The organism is Thioalkalivibrio sp. AKL6 (assembly GCF_000376905.1).
GTDB classification, from domain to species: Bacteria; Pseudomonadota; Gammaproteobacteria; order Ectothiorhodospirales; family Ectothiorhodospiraceae; genus Thioalkalivibrio; species Thioalkalivibrio versutus.
In genome coordinates, this window is the sequence record NZ_AQXS01000011.1 from 558,236 (window position 1) to 580,744 (window position 22,509).

26 protein-coding genes are annotated in these 22,509 nt (G+C 65.5%); 3 read left to right on the forward strand and 23 right to left on the reverse strand.

Annotated elements, in window-relative coordinates:
• Nucleotides 1-60: 60 nt before the first annotated feature.
• Nucleotides 61-915: a DUF2189 domain-containing protein gene (locus tag D575_RS0113365; protein ID WP_018146427.1), complete on the forward strand. Its 855-nt coding sequence runs from the start codon at nucleotides 61-63 to the stop codon at nucleotides 913-915.
• Nucleotides 916-1,032: 117 nt separating this feature from the next.
• Here the strand turns inward: D575_RS0113365 and D575_RS0113370 are convergent, their stop codons facing one another.
• Nucleotides 1,033-3,447 carry a Lon protease family protein gene (locus D575_RS0113370; RefSeq protein ID WP_018146428.1) on the reverse strand — a complete coding sequence of 805 codons (2,415 nt, stop codon included), beginning with the start codon at nucleotides 3,445-3,447 and terminating at the stop codon, nucleotides 1,033-1,035.
• 205 nt (nucleotides 3,448-3,652) lie between these two features.
• Between D575_RS0113370 and D575_RS0113375 the strand changes: the two genes are divergently transcribed.
• On the forward strand, nucleotides 3,653-4,210 hold the full coding sequence (locus D575_RS0113375) for a zinc ribbon-containing protein (protein ID WP_018146429.1): 558 nt from the start codon (nucleotides 3,653-3,655) through the stop codon (nucleotides 4,208-4,210).
• A 4-nt stretch (nucleotides 4,211-4,214) separates the two neighbouring features.
• Here the strand turns inward: D575_RS0113375 and lnt are convergent, their stop codons facing one another.
• The 7 genes from lnt to D575_RS0113410 form a co-directional block, all read right to left on the reverse strand.
• The gene (gene lnt, locus D575_RS0113380) at nucleotides 4,215-5,705 is read right to left on the reverse strand and encodes an apolipoprotein N-acyltransferase (protein WP_018146430.1); all 1,491 of its coding nucleotides are present in this window, start codon (nucleotides 5,703-5,705) and stop codon (nucleotides 4,215-4,217) included.
• A gap of 5 nt (nucleotides 5,706-5,710) precedes the next feature.
• On the reverse strand, nucleotides 5,711-6,643 hold the full coding sequence (locus D575_RS0113385; RefSeq protein WP_018146431.1) for an HlyC/CorC family transporter: 933 nt from the start codon (nucleotides 6,641-6,643) through the stop codon (nucleotides 5,711-5,713).
• Nucleotides 6,636-7,151 carry an rRNA maturation RNase YbeY gene (ybeY, locus tag D575_RS0113390; RefSeq protein ID WP_018146432.1) on the reverse strand — a complete coding sequence of 172 codons (516 nt, stop codon included), beginning with the start codon at nucleotides 7,149-7,151 and terminating at the stop codon, nucleotides 6,636-6,638. The genes D575_RS0113385 and ybeY overlap by 8 nt, the downstream gene beginning before the upstream one ends.
• Nucleotides 7,141-8,154, reverse strand: a complete 1,014-nt coding sequence (locus D575_RS0113395; RefSeq protein WP_018146433.1) for a PhoH family protein — start codon at nucleotides 8,152-8,154, stop codon at nucleotides 7,141-7,143. Before D575_RS0113395 ends, ybeY begins: the two co-directional genes overlap by 11 nt.
• A 12-nt stretch (nucleotides 8,155-8,166) precedes the next feature.
• Nucleotides 8,167-9,519, reverse strand: a complete 1,353-nt coding sequence (miaB, locus tag D575_RS13710) for a tRNA (N6-isopentenyl adenosine(37)-C2)-methylthiotransferase MiaB (RefSeq protein WP_018146434.1) — start codon at nucleotides 9,517-9,519, stop codon at nucleotides 8,167-8,169.
• A 45-nt stretch (nucleotides 9,520-9,564) separates the two neighbouring features.
• Complete coding sequence (gene ssb, locus D575_RS0113405) at nucleotides 9,565-10,050, reverse strand: single-stranded DNA-binding protein (protein WP_018146435.1); 486 nt, start codon at nucleotides 10,048-10,050, stop codon at nucleotides 9,565-9,567.
• Nucleotides 10,051-10,178: 128 nt separating this feature from the next.
• On the reverse strand, nucleotides 10,179-11,549 hold the full coding sequence (locus tag D575_RS0113410) for an MFS transporter (protein WP_018146436.1): 1,371 nt from the start codon (nucleotides 11,547-11,549) through the stop codon (nucleotides 10,179-10,181).
• A 192-nt stretch (nucleotides 11,550-11,741) separates the two neighbouring features.
• On the opposite strand from D575_RS0113410, the gene uvrA reads away from it, so the two are divergent.
• The gene (uvrA, locus tag D575_RS0113415; protein WP_018146437.1) at nucleotides 11,742-14,594 is read left to right on the forward strand and encodes an excinuclease ABC subunit UvrA; all 2,853 of its coding nucleotides are present in this window, start codon (nucleotides 11,742-11,744) and stop codon (nucleotides 14,592-14,594) included.
• Between the two features lie 181 nt (nucleotides 14,595-14,775).
• Here uvrA and rplQ read toward each other — a convergent pair whose 3' ends face one another.
• The 15 genes from rplQ to rplE all read right to left on the reverse strand — a co-directional run bounded on the left by rplQ (nucleotide 14,776) and on the right by rplE (nucleotide 22,499).
• On the reverse strand, nucleotides 14,776-15,165 hold the full coding sequence (gene rplQ / locus D575_RS0113420) for a 50S ribosomal protein L17 (protein WP_018146438.1): 390 nt from the start codon (nucleotides 15,163-15,165) through the stop codon (nucleotides 14,776-14,778).
• Nucleotides 15,166-15,207: 42 nt separating this feature from the next.
• Nucleotides 15,208-16,197: a DNA-directed RNA polymerase subunit alpha gene (rpoA, locus tag D575_RS0113425; RefSeq protein ID WP_018146439.1), complete on the reverse strand. Its 990-nt coding sequence runs from the start codon at nucleotides 16,195-16,197 to the stop codon at nucleotides 15,208-15,210.
• 30 nt (nucleotides 16,198-16,227) lie between these two features.
• A complete protein-coding gene (gene rpsD, locus D575_RS0113430; RefSeq protein WP_018146440.1) occupies nucleotides 16,228-16,848 on the reverse strand; it encodes a 30S ribosomal protein S4 in 621 nt (206 codons plus the stop codon).
• 15 nt (nucleotides 16,849-16,863) lie between these two features.
• Entirely contained in the window at nucleotides 16,864-17,253 is a 390-nt protein-coding gene (gene rpsK / locus D575_RS0113435; protein ID WP_017941093.1) for a 30S ribosomal protein S11, read from the reverse strand.
• Nucleotides 17,254-17,274: 21 nt separating this feature from the next.
• Nucleotides 17,275-17,631 (reverse strand): 30S ribosomal protein S13, encoded by a 357-nt coding sequence (gene rpsM / locus D575_RS0113440; protein ID WP_018139891.1) that lies wholly within the window; start codon nucleotides 17,629-17,631, stop codon nucleotides 17,275-17,277.
• Nucleotides 17,632-17,697: 66 nt separating this feature from the next.
• A complete protein-coding gene (gene rpmJ / locus D575_RS14330; RefSeq protein ID WP_077277041.1) occupies nucleotides 17,698-17,811 on the reverse strand; it encodes a 50S ribosomal protein L36 in 114 nt (37 codons plus the stop codon).
• A gap of 15 nt (nucleotides 17,812-17,826) precedes the next feature.
• Nucleotides 17,827-19,173 carry a preprotein translocase subunit SecY gene (gene secY, locus D575_RS0113445; RefSeq protein WP_018146441.1) on the reverse strand — a complete coding sequence of 449 codons (1,347 nt, stop codon included), beginning with the start codon at nucleotides 19,171-19,173 and terminating at the stop codon, nucleotides 17,827-17,829.
• Between the two features lie 3 nt (nucleotides 19,174-19,176).
• A complete protein-coding gene (gene rplO / locus D575_RS0113450) occupies nucleotides 19,177-19,608 on the reverse strand; it encodes a 50S ribosomal protein L15 (RefSeq protein WP_018146442.1) in 432 nt (143 codons plus the stop codon).
• 2 nt (nucleotides 19,609-19,610) lie between these two features.
• Complete coding sequence (rpmD, locus tag D575_RS0113455; RefSeq protein WP_018146443.1) at nucleotides 19,611-19,790, reverse strand: 50S ribosomal protein L30; 180 nt, start codon at nucleotides 19,788-19,790, stop codon at nucleotides 19,611-19,613.
• Between the two features lie 3 nt (nucleotides 19,791-19,793).
• A complete protein-coding gene (gene rpsE, locus D575_RS0113460) occupies nucleotides 19,794-20,300 on the reverse strand; it encodes a 30S ribosomal protein S5 (protein WP_018146444.1) in 507 nt (168 codons plus the stop codon).
• 26 nt (nucleotides 20,301-20,326) lie between these two features.
• Nucleotides 20,327-20,680, reverse strand: a complete 354-nt coding sequence (gene rplR / locus D575_RS0113465) for a 50S ribosomal protein L18 (RefSeq protein ID WP_018146445.1) — start codon at nucleotides 20,678-20,680, stop codon at nucleotides 20,327-20,329.
• A gap of 10 nt (nucleotides 20,681-20,690) precedes the next feature.
• The gene (rplF, locus tag D575_RS0113470; RefSeq protein WP_018146446.1) at nucleotides 20,691-21,221 is read right to left on the reverse strand and encodes a 50S ribosomal protein L6; all 531 of its coding nucleotides are present in this window, start codon (nucleotides 21,219-21,221) and stop codon (nucleotides 20,691-20,693) included.
• Nucleotides 21,222-21,231: 10 nt separating this feature from the next.
• Complete coding sequence (gene rpsH, locus D575_RS0113475) at nucleotides 21,232-21,624, reverse strand: 30S ribosomal protein S8 (RefSeq protein ID WP_018146447.1); 393 nt, start codon at nucleotides 21,622-21,624, stop codon at nucleotides 21,232-21,234.
• A 14-nt stretch (nucleotides 21,625-21,638) separates the two neighbouring features.
• Nucleotides 21,639-21,944, reverse strand: coding sequence for a 30S ribosomal protein S14 (gene rpsN, locus D575_RS0113480; RefSeq protein WP_026182167.1), 306 nt, complete (start codon nucleotides 21,942-21,944; stop codon nucleotides 21,639-21,641).
• 15 nt (nucleotides 21,945-21,959) lie between these two features.
• Complete coding sequence (gene rplE, locus D575_RS0113485) at nucleotides 21,960-22,499, reverse strand: 50S ribosomal protein L5 (protein ID WP_018146449.1); 540 nt, start codon at nucleotides 22,497-22,499, stop codon at nucleotides 21,960-21,962.
• Nucleotides 22,500-22,509: the final 10 nt, after the last annotated feature.

The window sequence follows — 22,509 nt, forward strand, 5'->3', positions numbered from 1 at the left end:
ACTGCCACAAGACCTACATTCAAAGAAAGCGGTTGGCAAAACGTTCCAAGGAGGCAGGTTATGAGCGAAGAGAAAGACGTGGTCCCCATGCTCCAGCGCGCCTATCCCGAGGACTTGGGGGAAACGGTCCCCGAACACACGCCGGAGACGGATTCCCCGGCCATCCGCGAGATCGCGACGGAGGACCTGGGCACCTGGCTCGGCAAAGGCTGGCGGGACCTCTGGCAGATGCCAGTGGCCCTGGTGCACGGCCTGGTGATCACCCTGGCCGCGCTGATCCTGCTGGGCCTGTCCTGGAATCAGCCGTGGATGGCCTTCTCGCTTCTGGCCGGCATCCTGCTCCTCGGACCCGTACTCGCCGTCGGTGTGAACTACCTCGCGCTGCAGAAAGAGCGCGGCGAGCCGGGCGGTTCCGGCCTCGGCTGGCTGGGGCCGATGGGTGGCTCGATCTGGGCCTTTGCCGCGCTGCTGGCCATCCTGTTCGTGATCTGGGCCAGCTTTGTGTGGATGTGGATCGCGGTGCTTAACATCGGCGAAATCGCGGTCATGGGGCAGTTGCATCACCTGGTGGGCGCGATGCTCAGCAGCGGCGCCGGCATTATCTCGCTGGTCGGGGTGGTGGTGGCCGCCATTGTGTTCGGCCTCGCGGTATTCGCCCTCAGCCTGGTCACGATCCCGGCCCTGCTGGATCACCGGATACGCGATGATGCCCCGCAAAAGAGCCTGATCGAATCGATCGGGGTCAGCCTGAAGGCCTTCAGCCACAACCCGGGTACGCTGATCCTGTGGGGTCTGATCATCACCGCGCTGTTCATGGTCTCGGTGGCAACCGCGCTGCTGGCGCTGATCGTGATCTTCCCCTGGCTGGGCTTTGCCATGTGGCACGGCTACCGGGATCTGGTCGACGCCCGTTAATCCCCAGCGACGCCCCACGCGATGGGTCCGACCCCGCGTCGGGCCCATGCCAGTCCACCTCGCGCTCCATCTCGGGTCGGCGGACGGAAGCCCCGGGGGACACCAATTGATGCCCCCTCAGGCATCCTCCCCGGAGGGGCCGTCCGGCGTGGCTTCCGCATCGTCATCGCGGGACCCGCGCCGGTAGCTCAAACGCGCAAACGCCGCCAGGCGATCGGCGACCACGCGGTTGAAGCTGCCCGCCGGGAATCCCCCCCACGCGCCGCGTTCACCCGCCGTCATCCCGGTCAGGAGCTCGATGGCCTCGTCCACCGTGGCTACGGGGTAGACATGGAATCGTCCCTCCGCGATCGCCTCGCGGACGTCGTGGCGCAGCATCAGGTTCTCGACATTACTCCCCGGCAACAGCACACCGTGACCATCCAGTTCGCCGGCCTCGCGACAGACGTCGAAGAAGCCCTCGATCTTCTCGTTGACCCCACCCACGGCCTGGACCTCGCCATGCTGGTTGAGCGAGCCGGTAACCGCCAGCGACTGGCGCAACGGGATCCGCGCGATCGCCGACAACAACGCGCAGGTCTCGGCCACCGAGGCGGAATCCCCCTCGATGTCGCCATACGACTGCTCGAAGGCCAGGCTGGCGGACAGCGAGAGCTCGCTGTCCTCGGCATAGTGGCTGGCGATGAACCGGGACAGGATCATCACCGCCTTGCTGTGCACCGGGCCACCCAGCTTGGCCTCGCGTTCGATGTCGACCACATGGCCCTTGCCCGAGCGCGCGGTCGCGGTGATCCGGATTGGCCGCCCGAACATCGCGTCGCCCAGCTGCAGCAGCGACAGCCCGTTGACCTGGGCAATCTGCGCCCCGCTGGTGGCGATCAGCACCACCCCGCGACGGATCTGCTCCAGGCTGCGGCGCTGTAGCCGCGCACCGCGCTCCTGGCGTTCCCGGATGGCCTGTTCGACATGCCCGGCGCCGACGACGTCCGCGCCGGCCTCCCTCGCCCAGTGATCGGCCTCCAGCAGCAGGTCGCGCAGGGTGCGATCGTGAGCCGACAGCTTGCACTGGTCGCCGGCCAGACGGCTGGCATGCTCGATCACGCGCGCCACCGCCTCGCGGTTCAGCGGCCGTAGTTCGACACGCCGCGCCATCGTGGCCAGCATGCGCGCATACAGCACATGACTGGCGTCGCTGCGGTCCAGGTCGTCCTCGAAGTCGGCCTCGACCTTGAACAACTCAAGGAAGTCCGGATCGAACGCGGACAGCAGGTAGTACAACAGGCGATCACCGATCAGCACCACCTTCGGGGTCACCGGAATGGGATCCGGCTCCAGCCCCACCGCACTCACCAGCCCGAACAGGCGCTCCAGGGACTCGATGCGGATCTCGCCGGAAAACAGGACCCGTTTGAGGCTCTCCCAGGCCAGCGGCTGCGTCAGCACACGCCGGGCATCCACGATCAGGTAACCGCCACTGGCCCGGTGCAGGGCCCCGGCGCGCACCAGCGAGAAATCGGTAACCAGGGCCCCCTCGTGCACCTGGTGCTCGATCAGGCCGGTCAAGTGCTGATGGTTCGGCAGGTCCTCGTAGATCACCGGGGCGCCCCGCGTGTCCGCGTGATCCACCAGCAGGTTGATGCGAAACCGTTCCAGCAGCCCCTCGGGCGGGGCATGGCTACGGCCGCCGCGAAACGCCTCCGCGTGTCTCACCACCTCGTCAAGGATCGCCTCCAGATGCTCGACCACCGCCGGCCGGTGCGACCATTTCTCCTTCAGCTCGTGGATCGGGCCGCCCAGGGCCCATTGCAGCATCTCCGCATTCAGGGCCCGAATCTTCTCCTGCAGCTCCTTGCGCAGGCGAGGCACCTGGTGCATGACCTGCCGCAACTTCTCCTGCAGCTCCTCGACCTTCTCGTCGATGCGCCCGCGTTCCTCCTCGGACAATGCGTCGTATTCCTCCGGCTTGAGGATCTCCCCATCGCGCATCGGCGCGAACGAGAAGGTGTTTGGCGCGCTGATCAGGGCGATGTCGTGCGCCTCGGCCTCTTCCTGCACCTTGCGCGCACCGTCGGTCTGGGCCTCTTCAGACGCATCCTTCAGCTCCTGCAGGCGCCGCTGGTATTCCTCGCTCTCGAACGCGGCCGGGATACTGGCATGCAGGTCTTCGATCAGACGGTCCAGGTCCGCCTGAAGGGTCCGGCCCTCGCCGGCCGCTAGCCGAACGGCCCGCGGACACTCCGGCTGCTGAAAGTTGAACACGTAGCCCCAGTCCGGCGGGGCAGACTCGTCGGCCGCGCGGCGCTCCAGAAAGCGTCGCACCAGGTCGTGCCGCCCGCTGCCTGCCGGCCCCAGCACGAACAGGTTGAAACCATTGCCACGCATCGACGCACCGAATTCGAGCGCACGCAGCACGCGTTCCTGGCCACAGGGCAACTCGAGCGCCTCCAGCGTCTCGGTGGTCTCGAAATCCAGATGCTCTGGCGGGCACCGCTGGTAGACCTGCTCCGCGGTCAGGGATGCGGGTCGCGTCATATCCGTCTCCACTGTTGTTAGCCCCTACCTTGCGGGAGATGCAGCGCAATATGCACCCCCTGATTGCCGGTAACCAACGAAACCCGCTCCCGTGACGCTGGTGCGGCCCGGCCATCGTGCTACCTTGGACGCATTGACCCATTGACCATCCGAAACGCCCCCTAGCGGGACACACAGCCACATATCGATCAGCGAGGAGCAGCGCATGAGCGACAAACCCAGGGATACGGCCCCGGAACACGACCAGGAACGCGAGCACCGGTTGAGCGATGCCTATCACCGCATGCTGCACGAGGTCACCGAGGATCTCGAAAAGCTGGAGGACAAGACCAGCAAGGCGATCACCGAGGCTCTGGAGAACGCCCGCGACCGCGTGCAGAAGGCCAGTGACCTGACCCGCGAAGAGGCTCACGAGGTGATGGACTACCTGCGCCGCGACCTGCAGGATCTGGGCGCCTACCTCGACAACCGCAGCTCCGACTGGCGTGGCTGGCTACAGATCGATCTGGGTCTGATCGAGGCCAGCATCAAGAACGCCCTGGAACGCATCGCGGACCGCACCCGGATCGAGATCACCGAACTGACCGCGCGCGCCCAGGTGATGGGCGAATGGCACACCGGCGAGATCACCGGCCCCGGCGAACTGCTCTGCAAGCAATGCGGCCATCCCGTGCACATGACGAAGGTCGGCCGCATCCCGCCGTGCTCCAACTGCCACAACACGACGTTCCGTCGCGGCCCCGGCGGGACCGAGGCCGAATAACCCGTCAGCGTCGGCGGCGACGGCCGACCGCGGCACCGGCAACCACCAGCACCAGCGCGGCCAGCACGGCCGGCCCCGCCCCGGTGGCGGTTGCCGGCGTCACGCCGTGGCGAGGCTGCAGCGTGCCCGTGACTACCTCGCGGGTGAAGATCCCCGAACGCTCGAGTATCCGGCCATCGGCATCAATCAGGGCCGAGATGCCGGTATTGGTTGCCCGGATCATCGGGCGCCCGGTCTCCACCGCCCGTACCCGGGCAATCTGCAGATGCTGGGCCGGGGCGAGGCTGTCGCCGAACCAGGCGTCGTTGGAGACGTTGACCAGGAACCCGGCCTCCGGCAGCGCGGCGCGGATGTGGCGCGAATATGCCGCTTCGTAGCAGATGCTGACCCCGGCGGTCTGACCGGCCACCCGCATGCGCCCGTCGCCGGTGCCCGGGGAAAGGTCGGACATCGGGATCGCCAGCAACCGGTCCAGCCAGTCGAGCTGGCCGCGCAACGGGATGTACTCGCCGAAGGGGACCAGCTGGCGCTTGTTGTAGCCGGCCCCGGTCGTCACGTTGACCACCGAGTTGTACACATGGCGTCCGGCCGACGCATGGTCGAAGACCCCAGTCAGCAGTTCGCTGTCATGCTCCGCCAGCGACTGGGCGAGCTGCCCGAGTGGCTGCTGGACCTCGACATAGAACGCCGGGATCGCGGTCTCCGGCCAGACCACCAGGTCCACCTCACCCGCCTCGCGGGTCAGTTCCTCGTAGGCCCCCAGCGAATACTCGATGCCATCGGCATCCCACTTGCGCGCCTGATCGATGTTGCCCTGGACCATGGCCACCGAGATCGTCTCGCCGCCCGGCTCCACCCAGCGCGCGAGCCCCAGCGACAACGAGGCGATCACCAGTGCCCCCACCAGGCCCGCGCCCAGCCAGCGCTGCCGGGTCAGAAACACCAGGACCAGCGCCACGGCCAGCAGGGCCACCACCAGCCCCGCCCCCAGCTCGCCGACCAGTGGCAGCCAGGGCTGTAGCGGCGTGTCGAGCACGGTGTGGCCGAACAGCAGCCAGGGAAAGCCGGAGAACAGCCAGGAACGCGCCAGCTCCATCAGCACCAGGCCACCGGCCAGCGCCAGCAACCCGGCCGGACGCCCCAGTGGCAGGAAGCGCGCCGCCAATCCGGCCAGCAACGCCGGATAGCCCGCCAGGGCCAGTACGAATAGCACGGTAATCAGCGAGGCAACCACCAGTGGCGCCTGCCCAAACACCAACAGGCTATTGAAGATCCAGCTCACCCCCATCCCGAAGAATCCGAGGCCGAAGGCATAGCCAGCCCAGGCGGCACGGCGCGGTCGGGCACCCGACAACAGGGCGAACCACACGGCCAGGGCCAACGGGGCGGCCAGGAACCAGCCAACCGGGGCAAAGGCCAGGGTTGCACCCGCCCCGGCCAGCAGGGCAACGAGCCCGGAGGCCCAGGGCGGCAGGCGTTCGACGAGGGTTTGCATGCCGATCAGGGGATGTGGCGGCCGTCCGGCTCCCGGGCCGGACCATCGAACGGCTGCGAGCCCTCACCGGTGGCGGCCTGCATGTCCGGCTCCGGCAGGCGCATCTCCAGCAGGTGCAGGCGCCGGTTATCAGCGCGCAGGACGCGGAACTGCATGCCATCCACGACGATCTGTTCGCCACGGCGCGGGACATGACCGAAATGCGACAGCACCAGGCCACCGATGGTGTCGAAGTCGTCCTCGCTGTAGGCGGTCTGGAAGTAGGCGTTGAACTCCTCCATCGGGGTCAGCGCCTTGATGGTGTAACGCCCGCCGGGGTGCTGCATGATCTGGGTCAGGTAGTCCTCGACATCGTGCTCGTCCTCGATCTCGCCGACGATCTGCTCCAGAACGTCCTCGATGGTCACCAGGCCGGCCACGCCGCCATATTCGTCCACCACGATCGCCATGTGGTTGCGGCTCAGGCGAAATTCCTTCAGCAACACGTTCAGACGCTTGCTCTCCGGCACGAACACCGCCGGGCGCAGGATCTCCTGCATATCGAAGGCGGCATCGTCCGGCTCGCCAAAGAAGCGCAGCAGGTCCTTGGCCAGCAGGACGCCGACCACCTCGTCGCGGTGATCCCCCACCACCGGCAGGCGCGAATGCGCGGAAGCGACCACGTCCGGGAGGAATTCGGAGAGCCCGGCGTCGCGGCGCACCACTTCCATCTGCGCGCGCGGGATCATGATGTCGCGCACCTGCATGTCCGCGACGTTGAGCACCCCCTCCAGCATGGTCAGGGCCTCGGGATCGACCAGCTCGCGGGCGTGGGCACCGCGCAGGCACTCGATCAGCTCGTGTCGGGTCGCCGGCTCGCGGCGCGGGCGCAGGATCTCGCCGGCGCGGATCAGCCAGCGCCGCCAGATGGGTTGTTCGTCGGGTTCGGGTTCAGGCATCGGGGGCGGTTCCGGCAGGATGCGGCGACAGGACGCGGGCCGGAGGGTCGGCATCGTAGGGGTTGGGATAGCCTAACCCGGCCAGGATCGAGGACTCAATTGCCTCCATCCGCGCGGCCTCGTCCGGCGTCTGGTGATCCATGCCCTGCAGGTGCAACATCCCGTGCACCACCATGTGGTGGTAATGGGCCGCCAGCGTCTTGCCCTGTTCCGCCGCCTCGCGCGCTAGCACCGGCACGCACAGGACGATATCACCGAGATAGGCGCTCGCCTCGGGCGGCAAGCCCGGCGGCAGCGCCGGCGCCGGGAATGACAACACATTGGTCGCGTAGTCGCGTCCCCGGAAGGTGTGATTCAGCGACTGGCCCTCCTCGGCATCCACCAGGCGCAGAGTGACTGTGGCCGCGCCCGCCCCGCGCCAGGCGGCGCGGGCCGCCCGGTGCAAGGTGGTAGGGCCGGGCAGACCGGCACGCGGAACAGCGTATTGCACCGCGATTTCAAGCGCCATCGGCACCCCGCCCGGAACCGGGCTCCGACTCCCCAGCCGGCTTGCCAGACGCATGGTCGTGGGCCTCGTAGGCCTCGACGATGCGCTGCACCAGCGGGTGGCGCACCACGTCACCGGCCTGGAAACGGGTGATATGCACCCCCTCCACGCCCTGCAGGATCTGCATCGCGTGCTTGAGGCCCGATCCCTGCCCCCGCGGCAGGTCCACCTGGGTGATGTCGCCGTTGACCACCGCAGTGGAGCCGAAGCCGATGCGGGTCAGGAACATCTTCATCTGCTCGAGGGTGGTGTTCTGCGCCTCGTCGAGGATGATGAAGGCCTCGTTCAGGGTGCGTCCGCGCATGTAGGCCAGCGGCGCGACCTCGATCACCTGGCGTTCCATCAAGCGTGCGGTCTGATCGAAGCCCATCAGTTCGTACAGGGCGTCGTACATCGGCCGCAGGTAAGGGTCGATCTTCTGCGCCAGATCGCCGGGCAAAAAGCCCAGGCGCTCGCCGGCCTCCACCGCCGGACGCACGAGCACCAGGCGCTGCACGCGGTCCTGCTCCAGTGCGGCGACCGCGGCGGCCACCGCAAGGTAGGTCTTGCCGGTCCCGGCCGGGCCGATGCCAAAACTGAGATCGTGCCGCGCGATCGCGGACAGGTATTTCGCTTGACGCGGGCCGCGACCCCGGATCACCGCGCGTTTGAGCCGCAACGCGGGATCGTCGCCCGTGCCCTCGGGCTCCGCCAGCCCCTCAACATGGGCGGTCTGCAGCGCGGTATGCACCTGCTCCAGGCTGACCGGTTCTTCCTGCGCCATCCGGTGCAGGTCGTGGATCAAGGCCCCGGCCGCCTTCACGGCACCGCCCGGCCCGGTGAGATTGAAGCGCGGCCCGCGATTGTGCACGGCCACGCCCAGGCGTGACTCGATCAGGCGCAGGTGGGCATCCAGCGGCCCGGAGATCCGCGCGAGCGTCTCCTGGTCACCAGGCTCCAGGGTGAAATCCAGACGATTGGCCATGCTTCGGTTTCCCTAGGCGCCGACGGCAGCGGGCATTGTCCGCTCCACCGTACGCCCGCGCAGGGAATGTGCCAGGGCCTCGGTAATCTCGACCGGGATCAACTGCCCGATCAGGCCGGGGTCCCCGGCGAAGTTGACGATGCGGTTGTTCGCCGTGCGCGCGGCCAGTTCGCCGGGGTTGCGCTTGGCCGGACCCTCCACCAGTACCGGCTCGATGTTGCCCACCATGGACTCGTTTCGCGCGCGGCCGTTCTGCTCGATCAGGGCCTGCAACTCGGCCAGACGGGCCTTCTTGGTCGCCATCGGCACGTCATCCGGCAGCGATGCGGCCGGGGTGCCCGGGCGCGCGCTGTAGATAAAGCTGAAGGAGAAATCAAAATGCAGCTCCTCGATCAGCTTCATCGTCGTGGCGTGGTCGGCGTCGGTCTCGCCGGGGAAGCCGACGATGAAGTCCGAGGAGAGATCCAGGTCCGGGCGCGCCTCGCGCAGGCGGCGGATCTTGGACTTGTATTCCAGGATCGTGTGGCCGCGTTTCATCTGCGCCAGGATGCGGTCGGAGCCGCTTTGCACCGGCAGGTGCAGGTGACTGACCAGCTTCGGTTCGTCGGCAAAGGCCTGGATCAGCGAATCGGAGAACTCCACCGGGTGCGAGGTAGTGAAGCGGATGCGTTCGATCCCGTCGACTGCCGCGACATAGTGGATCAGCAGGGCCAGGTCCGCGGTGTCGCCGTCATCCATCGGCCCGCGGTAGGCATTCACGTTCTGCCCCAGCAGGTTGATCTCCCTGACCCCCTGCGCGGCCAGCGCGACCACCTCGGCAATCACGTCGTCGAACGGGCGGCTGATCTCGTCGCCGCGCGTATAGGGCACCACGCAGAAGCTGCAGTACTTGGAGCAGCCTTCCATCACCGAGACGAACGCACTCGGACCGTCGGCCTTCGGCTCCGGCAGGCGGTCGAATTTCTCGATCTCGGGGAAGGAGATATCCACCACCGGGGCGCGCTCACGGCGCACCGACTGGATCATGGCCGGCAGGCGATGCAGGGTCTGCGGGCCGAACACCAGATCCACGTACGGGGCCCGGGCGCGCAGGGCATCGCCCTCCTGACTGGCAACACAACCGCCCACACCGATGATCACCTCCGGCCGGCGTTCCTTGATCTGCCGCCAGCGCCCCAGTAGCGAGAAGACCTTCTCCTGCGCCTTCTCGCGAATGGAGCAGGTGTTCATCAGCAGCAGGTCGGCCTGCTCCGGATCATCGGTACGCTCCGCCCCGTGCAGCTCACGCAGTGCGTCGAGCATGCGATCGGAGTCGTACTCGTTCATCTGACAGCCGTGCGTCTGGATGTAGACCTTGCGGATCATGCTCTCGGTACTTCGCTAGTGGGTGAACAGTGGCTTATATGGACGTTAGAAGGGGACGTCGTCGTCATCGAAGCCGCCGCCGGAGGCCGGCGCGTTGCTGCGGTTGCCGCCTTGCTGGCCACCGCCGCCGTAGGCATTGCCGCCGCCATACCCCGGGTCCTGGTCGAAACCGCCACCACCGCCGCCACTGCCACCGCGGCCGCCGATCAGCTGCATCTCGTTGGCCACGACCTCGGTGCTGTAACGATCATTACCGGATTGGTCCTGCCATTTGCGGGTCTGGATCTTGCCTTCGACATAGACCTGCGAGCCCTTGGACAGGTACTGCGCGGCGATGTCCGCCAGACGCCCGAACATCACCACTCGGTGCCATTCGGTGTTCTCGCGCTTCTCGCCGGAGTTCTTGTCGGTCCACTGCTCCGACGTCGCCAGACGCAGATTGGTGACGGTAACCCCGTTCGGGGTCTCGCGCTTTTCCGGGTCGGCCCCGAGGTTGCCGAGCAGGATGACTTTGTTGACGCCGCGGGCCATGGGGCCTCCTTGTGTCCAGCATGGAGAAACAGATTCGATAGTGTAGCAGCCCACCCCGGCCGCGACAGTGCACCGGTCCGGGATGTGGACAGATTCGCGCGGCCAGCCGGGGAGGCATTGCGCGCGTTCTACGCGCCTGGCTTGCGCGCCAACCAGGCTGTCAGCTCGGGGGTGTCCGGGCCTCCTGGCTCCACCTTCAGGTACAAGGAACCGGCATCCGGCGACAGGTCCGCCTCGTGCACACCGGGCCATGCGGCAAGCTCCCGCAGCAGTTCCGCGTCACGACCGGACCAGTGGTCGGGTACCGCAACCACCCGGTTCGACCGGTAGCGCGGATGCATCCCGCGGGCGATCCACCACCAGGCCAGCAGCAACGGCACCCCGGCGAGGAACACCCCGACCGGCCCGACCAGTGTCAACAGGACACCCCCCAGCACGCCGCCGGCGAAGATCCCAAGGAACTGCGCGGTGGCAAAGCCGCCCATCGCCGTGCCCTTGTGGGCGACCGGCGCCACGCGCGCAACCAGCGACGGCAGTCCCGCCTCAAGCAGGTTGAAGGCGGCAAAGAACAGGACCATCAGCGCCGCCAGCGTCCACAGACCGCCGCCGTCCAGCACCAGCAGCGCCAGCAGGATCTGCACCCCGGCCAGCAGGGCGATCGCCCCGCGCAGCACGCTATGCACGCGCCGGCGGCGCTCCCCGAAGATGATCCCCGGGAGCATCAGCGCGAACCCCGCCAGCAGCACCGGCACATAGAACTTCCAGTGGCTGGCACCCGCTAGCCCGAGCGTCTCCACCAGCAGCACCGGGATAACCAGAAAGTTCGCGGCCAGGACCAGGTGCAGCACGAAGATGCCGAGGTTCAGGCGCAACAGGTCCGGGGCGCGCAGCACGCGGGGCAGTGCCGACCAGACCGGCACCATGTCCGGGTGTGCCCGCGCCCGTGCCGGGGTTGGCACCCAAAGGAACAGGATCACGATCGCGACCAGCCCGAGCAGCGCCGACAGGCCGAAGATCCCGGACAATCCCGCCGCCTGGTCCACCACCGGGCCCAGGGCCATCGCTGCGGTGAAGGTCAGGCCGATGGTCAGCCCGATCACGGCGAGCGCCCGCATGCGCCGTTCCTCGCCGACCAGGTCCGCTGTCAGGGCCAGGATCACCGCTGCCACCGCACCCGCCCCCTGCAGGGCACGCCCGAGGATGATGCCGTGGATGGTCTCGGCGACCGCGGCCAGCACACTGCCAGCAACGAACAGCAACAGCCCGGCGAGGATCAGCGGCTTGCGGCCGACCCGGTCCGACAAGAGACCGAATGGGATCTGCAGCACGGCCTGGGTGAGTCCGTAGATCCCGAGCGCCAGGCCCATCAGCAGCGGGGTCGCGCCGGGGATACGGTCGGCATGCAGCATGAACACCGGCAGGACCATGAACAGGCCGGCCATGCGCACGCCATAAATCGCCGCCAGACCAGTGGTGGCGCGCAGCTCGCGGGGATTCATGGCGTCCGGGACCGACGCGGGCAAGAAGAGCTCTTCATGTCCGGGGAGTTTACCGGCAAGCGCGGCGGGGAAACCATGGCGAGCGCGGCCCGGGTGTTACCATGGATGGTTTGCGGCGCCCCAATGGAAACACTGATCCGTGTTTTCGCTTGCGCGCCGCGCGACGTAACCCAGTGGAGTCGATCCAGCCCCATGGACAGCATCAGCATTCGCGGCGCCCGCACCCATAACCTGAAGAACGTGGACCTCGACCTGCCGCGCGAACGGCTGATCGTGATTACCGGCGTTTCCGGTTCGGGCAAATCCTCGCTGGCCTTCGACACCCTGTTCGCCGAGGGCCAGCGCCGCTACGTGGAGAGCCTGTCGACCTACGCCCGGCAGTTCCTGTCGATGATGGAAAAGCCCGACGTCGACCAGATCGAGGGTCTGTCGCCGGCGATCTCCATCGAGCAGAAGAGCACCTCGCACAACCCGCGCTCCACCGTCGGGACCATCACCGAGATCTACGACTACCTGCGCCTGCTGTTCGCGCGCGCCGGCGAGCCGCGCTGCCCGGAACACGGCGAGACCCTGGCCGCCCAGACCATCTCGCAGATGGTCGACCAGGTACTCGATCTGCCAGAGGGCGACAAGGTCATGTTGCTGTCGCCGGTGGTCCGCGGCCGCAAGGGCGAACACCACAAGATGCTCGAGGCCATGCGCTCCCAGGGCTACCTGCGCGCGCGTATCAATGGCGAGATCCACGACCTCGACGCCCTGCCGGCGCTGGACCCCAAGCGCAAGCACAACATCGAGATCGTGATCGACCGCTTCCGCGTGCGCGAGGACCTGCGCCAGCGCCTGGCCGAGTCCTTCGAAACCGCCACCGACCTGGCCGATGGCCTGGCGCTGATCGCGTGGATGGACGAGCCGGAACGCGAGCCGATGATCTTCTCGGCGCGCTACGCCTGTCCGATTTGCGGCTATGCCCTGCGCGAGCTGGAGCCCCGGCTGTTCTCGTTCAACAACCCGGCAGGCGCCTGCCCCACCTGCGACGGCCTCGGTGTGCACCAGTTCTTCGACCCCGAACGGGTCGTGTCGCAGCCCGAGCTAAGCCTTGGTGGCGGGGCCGTACGGGGCTGGGATCGGCGCAACGCCTGGTACTTCAGCCTGCTGACCAGTCTCGCCCGGCATTACGACTTCGACGTGGAGGCCCCTTGGCAGGAATTGCCGGCCGAGGTCCGCGCGGTGGTCCTGCATGGTTCGGGCACGGAGAAGGTCAAGCTGTCGACCCCGGCCGCCAACGGCCAACTGCGCACCGACGAACGCGTGTTCGAGGGTGTGATCCCGAACCTGGAGCGGCGCTACCGCGAGACCGACTCCGCGGCAGTGCGCGAGGAACTGGGCCGCTACCAGGCGGAACAGCCCTGCCCCGACTGCCACGGCACGCGCCTCAACTCGGCCGCACGCAACGTCTTTGTCAGCGACATGACCCTGCCCGAGGTCACGCACATGAGCGTGGCCAACGCGCAGGCCTTTTTCGACGACCTCCGCCTGCCGGGACGCTTCGCCCAGATCGCCGAGAAGATCGTGCGCGAGATCTCCGCGCGCCTGGGGTTCCTCAACGATGTCGGCCTCGACTACCTGACCCTGGACCGCTCCGCCGACACGCTTTCCGGCGGCGAGGCCCAGCGTATCCGCCTCGCCTCGCAGATCGGCTCGGCCCTGGTCGGGGTGATGTACATACTCGACGAGCCATCAATCGGGCTGCACCAGCGCGACAACGCACGCCTGCTGAAGACCCTGAGCCACCTGCGCGACCTCGGCAACACAGTCATCGTGGTGGAGCATGACGAGGATGCCATCCGACAAGCCGATTATGTCGTGGACATCGGCCCCGGCGCGGGTCGCCACGGCGGCCACATTGTGGCGTCGGGCACCCCGGAGGCGGTCGCGAATCATCCGGATTCCCTCACCGGCGCATACCTGCGCGGCACCCGCTGCATCGCGGTGCCGGACCAGCGAACGCAGCCCGACCCGGAGCGCGAGATCCGCGTAATCGGCGCGCGTGGCAACAACCTGAAGGGCGGTGATTTCGCCTTCCCCACCGGGCTGTTCACCTGCGTGACCGGGGTCTCCGGCTCCGGCAAGTCCACCCTGGTCAACAACACCCTGTACCCGGCCGTCGCCACCGCCCTCCATGGCGGGCGCCACCACATCGAGGATCACGACCGCATCGACGGCATGGAGTTGATCGACAAAGTGGTCGACATCGACCAGAGCCCGATCGGGCGTACCCCGCGCTCCAACCCGGCCACCTATACCGGCCTGTTTACGCCTATACGCGAACTGTTTGCCGCAACCGGCGAGGCCCGTTCGCGCGGCTACAAGCCCGGGCGCTTCTCGTTCAACGTACGTGGCGGGCGCTGCGAGGCCTGCCAGGGCGATGGCGTGATCAAGGTGGAAATGCACTTCCTGCCGGACGTCTTCGTCCCCTGCGACGTCTGCAAGGGCCATCGCTATAACCGCGAGACCCTGGACGTGCGCTACAAGGGCAAGAATATCCACGAAGTCCTGGAGATGACCGTCGAAGAGGCCCTCGACTTCTTCCAGCCGGTACCGGTGATCCACCGCAAGCTCGAGATGCTGATGGAGGTGGGCCTGTCGTACATCCAGCTGGGGCAGAATGCCACTACCCTTTCCGGTGGCGAGGCCCAGCGCATCAAGCTCGCCCGCGAGCTCTCCAAGCGCGATACCGGTCGTACGCTCTACATCCTCGACGAGCCGACCACCGGCCTGCATTTCGAGGATATCGCCCAGCTCCTGCGCGTGCTCCACCGCCTCCGCGACCATGGCAATACCATCGTCGTGATCGAGCACAACCTCGACGTCATCAAGACCGCCGACTGGCTGATCGATATCGGCCCGGAAGGCGGCAGCGGCGGCGGCGAACTCCTCGTGGCAGGCACCCCAGAAGCGGTGGCCGCCACGGCCCACAGCCACACCGGGCAGTTCCTTGCACCGCTGCTCCCCGCCGCAAGCCCTTCCCACGCCGCCAACGGTTAACGGCCTGCGGCCTTTTCCATCTCCACGTGCTGCACACCTGAGCGCCTGCGCACCATCCCCACAGACCGCGCGTACCTTCTCTCTTTCTTAATTCGCGGTTACCCAAACGCAAGAAAGCCGGCTCTAGGCCGGCTTTCCGAGCGCTCAACCTGCGAGCGCGCTTTCCTCTGGCGACGGACCCTCAGGCGGCTTCGCCTTCTCCGGCATCCAGTTCCGGACGATCCACGAGCTCAACGTACGCCATCGGGGCATTATCACCCGCACGGTTGCCGCACTTCAGGATCCGCAGATAGCCACCGGGCCGCGCCTGGTAGCGCGGACCCAGTTCGGCGAACAGCTTGCCCACGATCTCCTTGTCACGAAGACGGGCAAACGCCAGCCGACGACCGTGAACGCTGTCTTCCTTGGCCAGCGTGATCAGCGGTTCGGCCACGCGACGCAGCTCTTTCGCCTTGGGCAGCGTGGTCTTGATCAGTTCGTGCCGGAACAGGGCCACGGACATGGCCTGAAACGTGGCCTTGCGGTGCGAGCTGTTGCGGCCAAGCTGACGGCCGGAATGACGATGACGCATGAGAGGCTTCCTCTAAAAAACGATGGGCGCGGGGCGCCGTGATTACTCGTTGTCGTCGCGCAGACCCGGCGGCGGCCAGTTCTCGAGACGCATGCCGAGCGACAGCCCGTGGGTCGCCAGCGTGTCCTTGATTTCGGTCAGCGACTTCTTGCCGAGGTTCGGCGCGCGCAGCAGCTCGACCTCGGTACGCTGGACGAGATCCCCAATGTAGTACAGGTTCTCGGCCTTGAGGCAGTTGGCCGAGCGAACCGTCAGTTCCAGCTCGTCCACCGGACGCAGCAGCACCGGGTCGATCGCGCCACCCACGGCACCCGCGACTTCGCCCGACTCTTCTTGCAAGTCCACAAACGGGGCCAACTGGCCCTGGAGGATGGTCGCGGCTTGACGCACGGCGTCATCCGGGGCGATCGCGCCATTGGTTTCGAGCTCGAGCACCAGGCGATCCATATCGGTCCGCTGGGCCAGACGTGCACTTTCGACACGATAGGACACGCGGCGAATCGGGCTGAAGCTGGCGTCCAGCAACAGCCGACCGATACCCGTGTCGTCCCCACCTTCGGCTTGCCGACGCGTGCTGACGGGCTCGTACCCGCGACCGGCGCGCGCCGTCAGAGTGATGTCCAGATCCACATTCTTGGTGATCGTCGCGATCACGTGTTCCGGATTCACCACCTCGACATCATGGTCGACCTGAATGTCGCCGGCCGTCACCACGCTCGGACCCCTCTTCCTCAGGGTCAGCGTGGACTCGTCGCGGCTGTGCATACGCAGCGCAACACCCTTCAGGTTCAGCAGGATGTCGACGACATCTTCCTGCACCCCTTCGATGGTGGTGTACTCGTGCAGCACGCCTTCAATCCGGGCCTCGACAATGGCGGCACCCGGGATGGACGACAGCAACACACGTCGCAGGGCATTGCCCAGGGTGTGGCCGAAGCCGCGTTCCAGCGGCTCGAGGGCGACCTTGGCCTGATTCCGATTCTCGGCCTCGACCTCGATCTGCTGTTTCTTGACCAGTTCGTTCGACTGCATTGTGACTCCTGGCGCCAGGCCGAAAAACGATTACTTCGAGTACAGCTCGACGACGAGCGACTCGTTGATGTCCGCAGGCAGATCGGAACGATCCGGGATCGCCTTGAACGTACCCTCGAACTTGCTGGTGTCGACTTCGATCCAACTCGGGAACCCGGTCTGCTCGGCCAGCGTCATCGAGTCCTGGATGCGCACCTGCTTGCGCGCCTTCTCCCGGACCGTAACCACGTCGGACGGCTGCACCTGGTAGGCCGCGATGTTGACCACCTGCCCGTTCACCTGAATCGCGCGATGCGCCACCAGCTGACGCGCTTCGGAGCGGGTCGACCCGAAGCCCATGCGATACACCACGTTATCCAGACGACCTTCCAGCAGCTTCAGCAGGTTCTCACCCGTCGAGCCCTTGCGCTGAGCGGCCTTCTTGTAATAGTTGCGGAACTGCTTTTCCAGCACGCCATAGATGCGGCGAAGCTTCTGCTTCTCGCGCAGCTGCACGGCGTAGTCCGACAGGCGAGTACGGCGTTCACCGTGCTGACCCGGCGGCTTGTCGAGCTTGCACTTTGTTTCCAGCGCACGGACCCCACTCTTCAGGCCCAGGTCCACGCCTTCACGGCGACTCAACTTGCATTTCGGTCCAATGTAACGAGCCATTCTTCAACTCCAGCCTTAAACGCGGCGTTTCTTGGGCGGCCGGCAGCCGTTGTGAGGGATCGGGGTTACATCACTGATATTCGTGATCTTGAACCCGGCATTGTTCAGCGCACGTACCGCCGACTCGCGACCCGGACCCGGGCCCCGCACCATCACGTCGAGATTCTTCACGCCGTGTTCGGCCGCAGTCGTCCCGGCGCGCTCGGCCGCGATCTGCGCGGCGAACGGCGTCGACTTGCGGGAACCACGGAAGCCCGAACCACCGGAGGTGGCCCAGCTGATCGTGTTCCCCTGCCGGTCGGTGATCGTGATGATCGTGTTGTTGAACGTGGCGTACACATGAGCCACGCCCTCGGCGATATTTTTGCGGACCTTTTTCTTGGTCCGTGTTTGCGCTTGTGCCATGTACCTGAGATCCCAGTCTGATTACTTGCGAATCGGGCGACGCGGGCCCTTTCGGGTGCGTGCATTCGTCTGCGTCTGCTGACCGCGCAGCGGCAGGCCGCGACGGTGGCGCACGCCTCGGTAGCAGCCCAGATCCATCAATCGCTTGATGTTCATGCTGACTTCCCGGCGCAGATCCCCTTCCACGGGGATCTTGTCGATCTGGGCGCGCAGAGCATCCACTTCGGCATCCGTCAGATCCCGCACCTTGATGTCCCGACGCACACCCGCCCCATCGCAGATCAGGCCGGCCCGAGTCGGGCCAATGCCATAGATCGCGGTCAGCGCGATTACCGTGTGCTTCTGGTCAGGAATATTGATTCCAGCGACGCGAGCCATCCAACTTCTCCATCAAAATCCGGCAAAGCCGGCTATAGTAGCAATGATTATGCGTTACGCCAAGCTTCAGCCCTGACGCTGCTTGTGGCGGGCGTCGGAACAGATCACCCGGACCACGCCATTACGCCGAATGACTTTGCAGTTCCGGCACATCGGCTTTACAGATGCACGTACCTTCATGGTCTTTCTCCTGGTCTAGCGGATCCCGGTCCCGCCGAAACCCTTCAGATTCGCTTTCTTCATCAAGCCTTCGTACTGGTGGGACACCAGATGCGACTGCAACTGCGCCATGAAATCCATCACCACGATCACGATGATCAGAAGCGAGGTCCCGCCAAAGTAGAAGGGCACGTTCCAATACAGGATCAGGAACTCCGGCAGCAGGCACACTGCGGTGATGTACACCGCCCCCACCGCCGTCAGTCGCGTCATGACCCCGTCAATGAATCTTTCGGTCTGGACACCTGGCCGGATCCCCGGAATGAAGGCGCCCTGCTTCTTCAGATTTTCCGCCGTATCGCGTGAGTTGAACACCAGCGCGGTATAGAAGAAGCAGAAGAAAATAATCGCGGCCGCATAGAACATCACGTACAGCGGCTGTCCCGGGGCCAGCGTCGTCGAGATCTCGCGCAGCCAGTCCATCCCTTCAGCCTGGCCGAACCACTGCCCCAACGTCGACGGGAACAGAATGATACTCGACGCGAAGATCGGCGGGATCACCCCGGCCATGTTCAGCTTCAGCGGCAGGTGCGAGGACTGGCCACCGACCATTTTCCTGCCCACCTGGCGCTTGGCGTAATTGATCGTCACTCGGCGTTGCCCGCGCTCGACGAACACCACGAAGGCAGTCACCGCCAGGGCCAGGACGATCAGAATCACCACGAATGCCGCGGCCAGTTCACCGGTACGGGCCAGCTCCAGGGTTCCGCCAATCGCACCCGGGAGCCCTGCGACGATACCGGCGAAGATGATGATCGAGATCCCGTTCCCAATGCCGCGTTCCGTAATCTGTTCACCCAGCCACATCAGGAACAGCGTCCCCGTCACCAGCGAGACCACAACGGTGAAGATGAAGATCGGGCCCGGGTTCAGGGCCATCGGCATCCCCTGGATGGTCTGACCATTCAAGGCAATCCCGATCCCGATACTCTGGAACAGCGCGAGCGCCACGGTCCCGTAGCGCGTGTACTGCGTAATCTTGCGCCGTCCCTGTTCGCCCTCTTTCTTCAACTGCTGGAGCGCCGGAACGGTCGCGGCCAGAAGCTGCATGATGATGGCGGCCGAGATGTACGGCATCACCCCCAGGGCGAAGATCGACAGGCGCTCCAGCGCCCCCCCGGAAAACATGTTGAACATGTCCAGGATGGTCCCGCTTTGCTGTTCGAAGAACTGCGAGACGGCCACCGGGTTGATACCGGGCACCGGAATGAATGTACCGATCCGGTACACCACCAGGGCACCCAGAACGAACAGCAGGCGTTGGCGTAACTCGGTAAAACCGGTGAGCCCGCCACCGGAACGTGCTGTCGCTCCACGTGCCATTATTTAGGCCTCAACGCTCCCGCCAGCGGCTTCGATCGCCGCCCGCGCGCCCTTGGTGACGCCCACGCCCTTCACGGCACAGGCCTTCGAGACTTCGCCGGAGGCAAAGATCTTGGCGCTCTGCGCGTCGCTGCGCACGACGCCTGCAGCCTTCAGGGTGTCCAGGGTCACGTCGCCATCGACCTTGGCCAGTTCGCTGAGACGCACTTCGGCAGAATACTGTTGCTTGCGCGAGCGGAAGCCAACCTTCGGCAGGCGACGCTGCAGCGGCATCTGGCCGCCTTCGAAGCCGACCTTCGTGTAACCACCCGAGCGAGACTTCTGGCCCTTGTGGCCGCGGCCGCCGGTCTTGCCCAGACCGGAGCCAATTCCCCGACCGACGCGCTTGGCCGGCTTGCGGGCACCGTCGGGGCTGGAAATGTTATTCAGTCGCATGATTAGACTTCCTCTACCTTCAGCAGGTACGAGACCTTCTTGACCATGCCCAGGTTCTCGGGCGTGGCCTCAATGATCGCGCTGCTGTGGGTCTTGCGCAGCCCGAGTCCACGCACGCACGCCTTGTGCGTGGCGATACGGCCGGCGGTGCTGCGTACCAGTGTCAGTTTCAGCTTGCTCATGGCTTAGCTCTTCACTTCGTCGACGGACTTGCCGCGCTTGGCCGCAACCCGTTCCGGCGAGTTCACCATGGTGAGCCCGTCGATGGTCGCCTGCACGACGTTGATGGGGTTACGCGAACCGACACACTTGGCCAGCACGTTACGCACGCCCGCTACTTCGAGCACTGCGCGCATCGCGCCACCAGCGATGATCCCGGTACCCTCAGAGGCCGGCTGCATGTAGACATTGGCCGCGCCATGATGCCCGTTCACCGCATAGTGCAGCGTGCCTTCATTCAGCGACACATTGCGCATTTCCATGCGCGCCTGCTGCATTGCCTTCTGAATCGCCGCCGGCACCTCGCGCGCCTTCGCATATCCGTAGCCGACTCGTCCCTCGCCATCACCGACGACGGTCAGTGCTGCAAACCGGAACTGCCGGCCGCCCTTGACCACCTTCGCAACGCGGTTGACGCCAATCAGCTTTTCCTGGAGGCCGTCCTGCGCTTCGCTTACATCGTTACGTGCCATTTCTCTCTCCGCTCGATCGCGTTTGACTAGAACTGCAGGCCGCTTTCACGGGCGGCGTCGGCAAGTGCCTTCACCCGTCCGTGATAACGAAAACCCGCGCGGTCAAACGCGACCTGTTCGATCCCGGCTTTGCGCGCACGCTCCGCGATGGCCTGGCCCACGCGGGCAGCGGCCTCGGCGTTGCCGTTGGAACCCCCGGCATCCTTCAGATCCTTTTCCACGGTCGACGCCGCGGCAAGCACCGCGTCGCCCGAGGGGGCAATGATCTGCGCGTACATGTGGCGCGGCGTACGGTGGATACAGAGACGATGCACCCCCAGCTCACGGATCTTGAACCGTGCGCGCCGCGCCCTCTTAAGTCTGGCCTCTTTCTTGTCCACTGGTGCCTACCTACTTCTTCTTGGCTTCTTTGCGCACGATGCGCTCGTCTTTGTACTTCACGCCCTTGCCCTTGTAGGGCTCCGGCGGGCGGAAGGCGCGAATATTCGCTGCCACCTGGCCCACCTTCTGGCGATCCGTTCCCTTGACCACGACCTCGGTCGGGGTCGGCGTCTCCACCGTCACGCCTTCCGGAATGTCGAAGTCGATCGGATGCGAGTACCCGAGCGTCAGGTTCAGCTTCGCGCCCTGCATTTGGGCGCGATAGCCGACGCCGACCAACTCCAGCGCCCGAACGAACCCTTCGCTCACACCGTGGACATGATTGCCCAAGAGTGCCCGAATAGTACCCGCCAACGCGACGTTCTTCGCGTTCTCCGTGGCCTTCACTCGAACCACCCCGTCCTCGACGGTAACGATCACGGCTTCGGGGCAGGTGAGCTGAAGCTCGCCCTTCGGACCCTTGATCTTGATCTCGCTGTCCGACTGCTCGACGGAGACGCCGTTCGGCAGCTTGATCGGCAGATTTGCAATGCGCGACATGGCTGATTCCTCAGTAAATCTTGCAGAGGACTTCGCCGCCCTGGCCTGCGGCCCGGGCAGCGCGGTCACTCATGACACCCTGTGGCGTGGAGACCACGGCGACCCCGAGACCGGCGTTAATCCGCGGCAGCTCGTCCTTGCCGCGATAAATCCGCAGGCCCGGACGCGAGATCCGCTCGACCGTCTCGATGACCGGCCGTCCCTCGAAGTACTTCAGCTTCACCACCAGTTTCTTCTGGGCAACTTCGCCCTCGACCTGGATGTCGCCTACGAAACCCTCATCGGCGAAGACCTTAAGGATACGCTCCTTGGCCTTGCTGAAAGGAATGGCGACCTGCTCCTTGTTCGCACGCTGGGCGTTGCGAACACGGGTGAGCATGTCGGAAATCGGATCGGTCATCATCGGTTCAAATCTCCTTACCAGCTCGCCTTGCGCAGGCCCGGAATCTCGCCCTTCATGGCGTGTTCGCGCAGCTTGTTGCGCCCCAGGCCGAACCGGCGGTAATAACCTTTCGGCCGACCAGTGACGCCGCAGCGGTTCGTCTGCCGAACGCGCGCCGAATCACGCGGCAGCTTTTGCAGCGCATGCATGGCCGCCAGGCGTTCTTCGGACGACTTGGTCTCATCGACCAGGATCGCCTTCAGTTCGGCCCGCTTGGCCGCGTACTTGTTGACCATTCGCTCGCGCTTTTTCTCGCGTTCGAGCATCGATGTCTTTGCCATGTGCGCCTACCTCGGTTACTGCCGGAACGGGAATCGGAAGGCCTCCAAAAGGGCCTTGGCTTCCGCGTCCGTTCTTGCACTGGTGGTAATCGTGATGTCCATGCCGCGCAATTTGTCGACACGGTCGTAATCGATCTCCGGGAAGATGATCTGTTCCTTGATGCCCATGCTGTAGTTGCCACGGCCATCGAAGGCTTTCGCGGAAAACCCGCGGAAGTCCCGCACGCGCGGCAGCGCTACGCTGATCAGGCGATCCAGGAACTCGTACATCTGCCGCCGGCGCAAGGTTACCTTGCAGCCGATCGGATAGTCATCGCGGATCTTGAACCCGGCGATCGACTTGCGCGCCTTGGTCACCACCGGCTTCTGCCCGGCAATGGCCGTCATGTCGCTGACCGCGTGCTCGATCACCTTCTTGTCCGCAACGGCATCACCCAGACCCATATTCAGGGTCACCTTGGTGACACGCGGGATTTCCATCACGTTGGCATAGCTAAACTGCTCGCGCAGGGCCTGCTTCACCGTGGATTCGTATTCTTCTCTCAAGCGTTCCATAAAACCGTCC

Bases quoted from the DNA above. Each gene is read 5' to 3' on its own strand.
- D575_RS0113365 (WP_018146427.1), top strand. From the start codon at position 61: ATGAGCGAAGAGAAAGACGTGGTCCCCATGCTCCAGCGCGCCTATCCC.
- D575_RS0113370 (WP_018146428.1), bottom strand. From the start codon at position 3,447: ATGACGCGACCCGCATCCCTGACCGCGGAGCAGGTCTACCAGCGGTGC.
- D575_RS0113375 (WP_018146429.1), top strand. From the start codon at position 3,653: ATGAGCGACAAACCCAGGGATACGGCCCCGGAACACGACCAGGAACGC.
- lnt (WP_018146430.1), bottom strand. From the start codon at position 5,705: ATGCAAACCCTCGTCGAACGCCTGCCGCCCTGGGCCTCCGGGCTCGTT.
- D575_RS0113385 (WP_018146431.1), bottom strand. From the start codon at position 6,643: ATGCCTGAACCCGAACCCGACGAACAACCCATCTGGCGGCGCTGGCTG.
- ybeY (WP_018146432.1), bottom strand. From the start codon at position 7,151: ATGGCGCTTGAAATCGCGGTGCAATACGCTGTTCCGCGTGCCGGTCTG.
- D575_RS0113395 (WP_018146433.1), bottom strand. From the start codon at position 8,154: ATGGCCAATCGTCTGGATTTCACCCTGGAGCCTGGTGACCAGGAGACG.
- miaB (WP_018146434.1), bottom strand. From the start codon at position 9,519: ATGATCCGCAAGGTCTACATCCAGACGCACGGCTGTCAGATGAACGAG.
- ssb (WP_018146435.1), bottom strand. From the start codon at position 10,050: ATGGCCCGCGGCGTCAACAAAGTCATCCTGCTCGGCAACCTCGGGGCC.
- D575_RS0113410 (WP_018146436.1), bottom strand. From the start codon at position 11,549: ATGAATCCCCGCGAGCTGCGCGCCACCACTGGTCTGGCGGCGATTTAT.
- uvrA (WP_018146437.1), top strand. From the start codon at position 11,742: ATGGACAGCATCAGCATTCGCGGCGCCCGCACCCATAACCTGAAGAAC.
- rplQ (WP_018146438.1), bottom strand. From the start codon at position 15,165: ATGCGTCATCGTCATTCCGGCCGTCAGCTTGGCCGCAACAGCTCGCAC.
- rpoA (WP_018146439.1), bottom strand. From the start codon at position 16,197: ATGCAGTCGAACGAACTGGTCAAGAAACAGCAGATCGAGGTCGAGGCC.
- rpsD (WP_018146440.1), bottom strand. From the start codon at position 16,848: ATGGCTCGTTACATTGGACCGAAATGCAAGTTGAGTCGCCGTGAAGGC.
- rpsK (WP_017941093.1), bottom strand. From the start codon at position 17,253: ATGGCACAAGCGCAAACACGGACCAAGAAAAAGGTCCGCAAAAATATC.
- rpsM (WP_018139891.1), bottom strand. From the start codon at position 17,631: ATGGCTCGCGTCGCTGGAATCAATATTCCTGACCAGAAGCACACGGTA.
- rpmJ (WP_077277041.1), bottom strand. From the start codon at position 17,811: ATGAAGGTACGTGCATCTGTAAAGCCGATGTGCCGGAACTGCAAAGTC.
- secY (WP_018146441.1), bottom strand. From the start codon at position 19,173: ATGGCACGTGGAGCGACAGCACGTTCCGGTGGCGGGCTCACCGGTTTT.
- rplO (WP_018146442.1), bottom strand. From the start codon at position 19,608: ATGCGACTGAATAACATTTCCAGCCCCGACGGTGCCCGCAAGCCGGCC.
- rpmD (WP_018146443.1), bottom strand. From the start codon at position 19,790: ATGAGCAAGCTGAAACTGACACTGGTACGCAGCACCGCCGGCCGTATC.
- rpsE (WP_018146444.1), bottom strand. From the start codon at position 20,300: ATGGCACGTAACGATGTAAGCGAAGCGCAGGACGGCCTCCAGGAAAAG.
- rplF (WP_018146446.1), bottom strand. From the start codon at position 21,221: ATGTCGCGCATTGCAAATCTGCCGATCAAGCTGCCGAACGGCGTCTCC.
- rpsH (WP_018146447.1), bottom strand. From the start codon at position 21,624: ATGATGACCGATCCGATTTCCGACATGCTCACCCGTGTTCGCAACGCC.
- rpsN (WP_026182167.1), bottom strand. From the start codon at position 21,944: ATGGCAAAGACATCGATGCTCGAACGCGAGAAAAAGCGCGAGCGAATG.
- rplE (WP_018146449.1), bottom strand. From the start codon at position 22,499: ATGGAACGCTTGAGAGAAGAATACGAATCCACGGTGAAGCAGGCCCTG.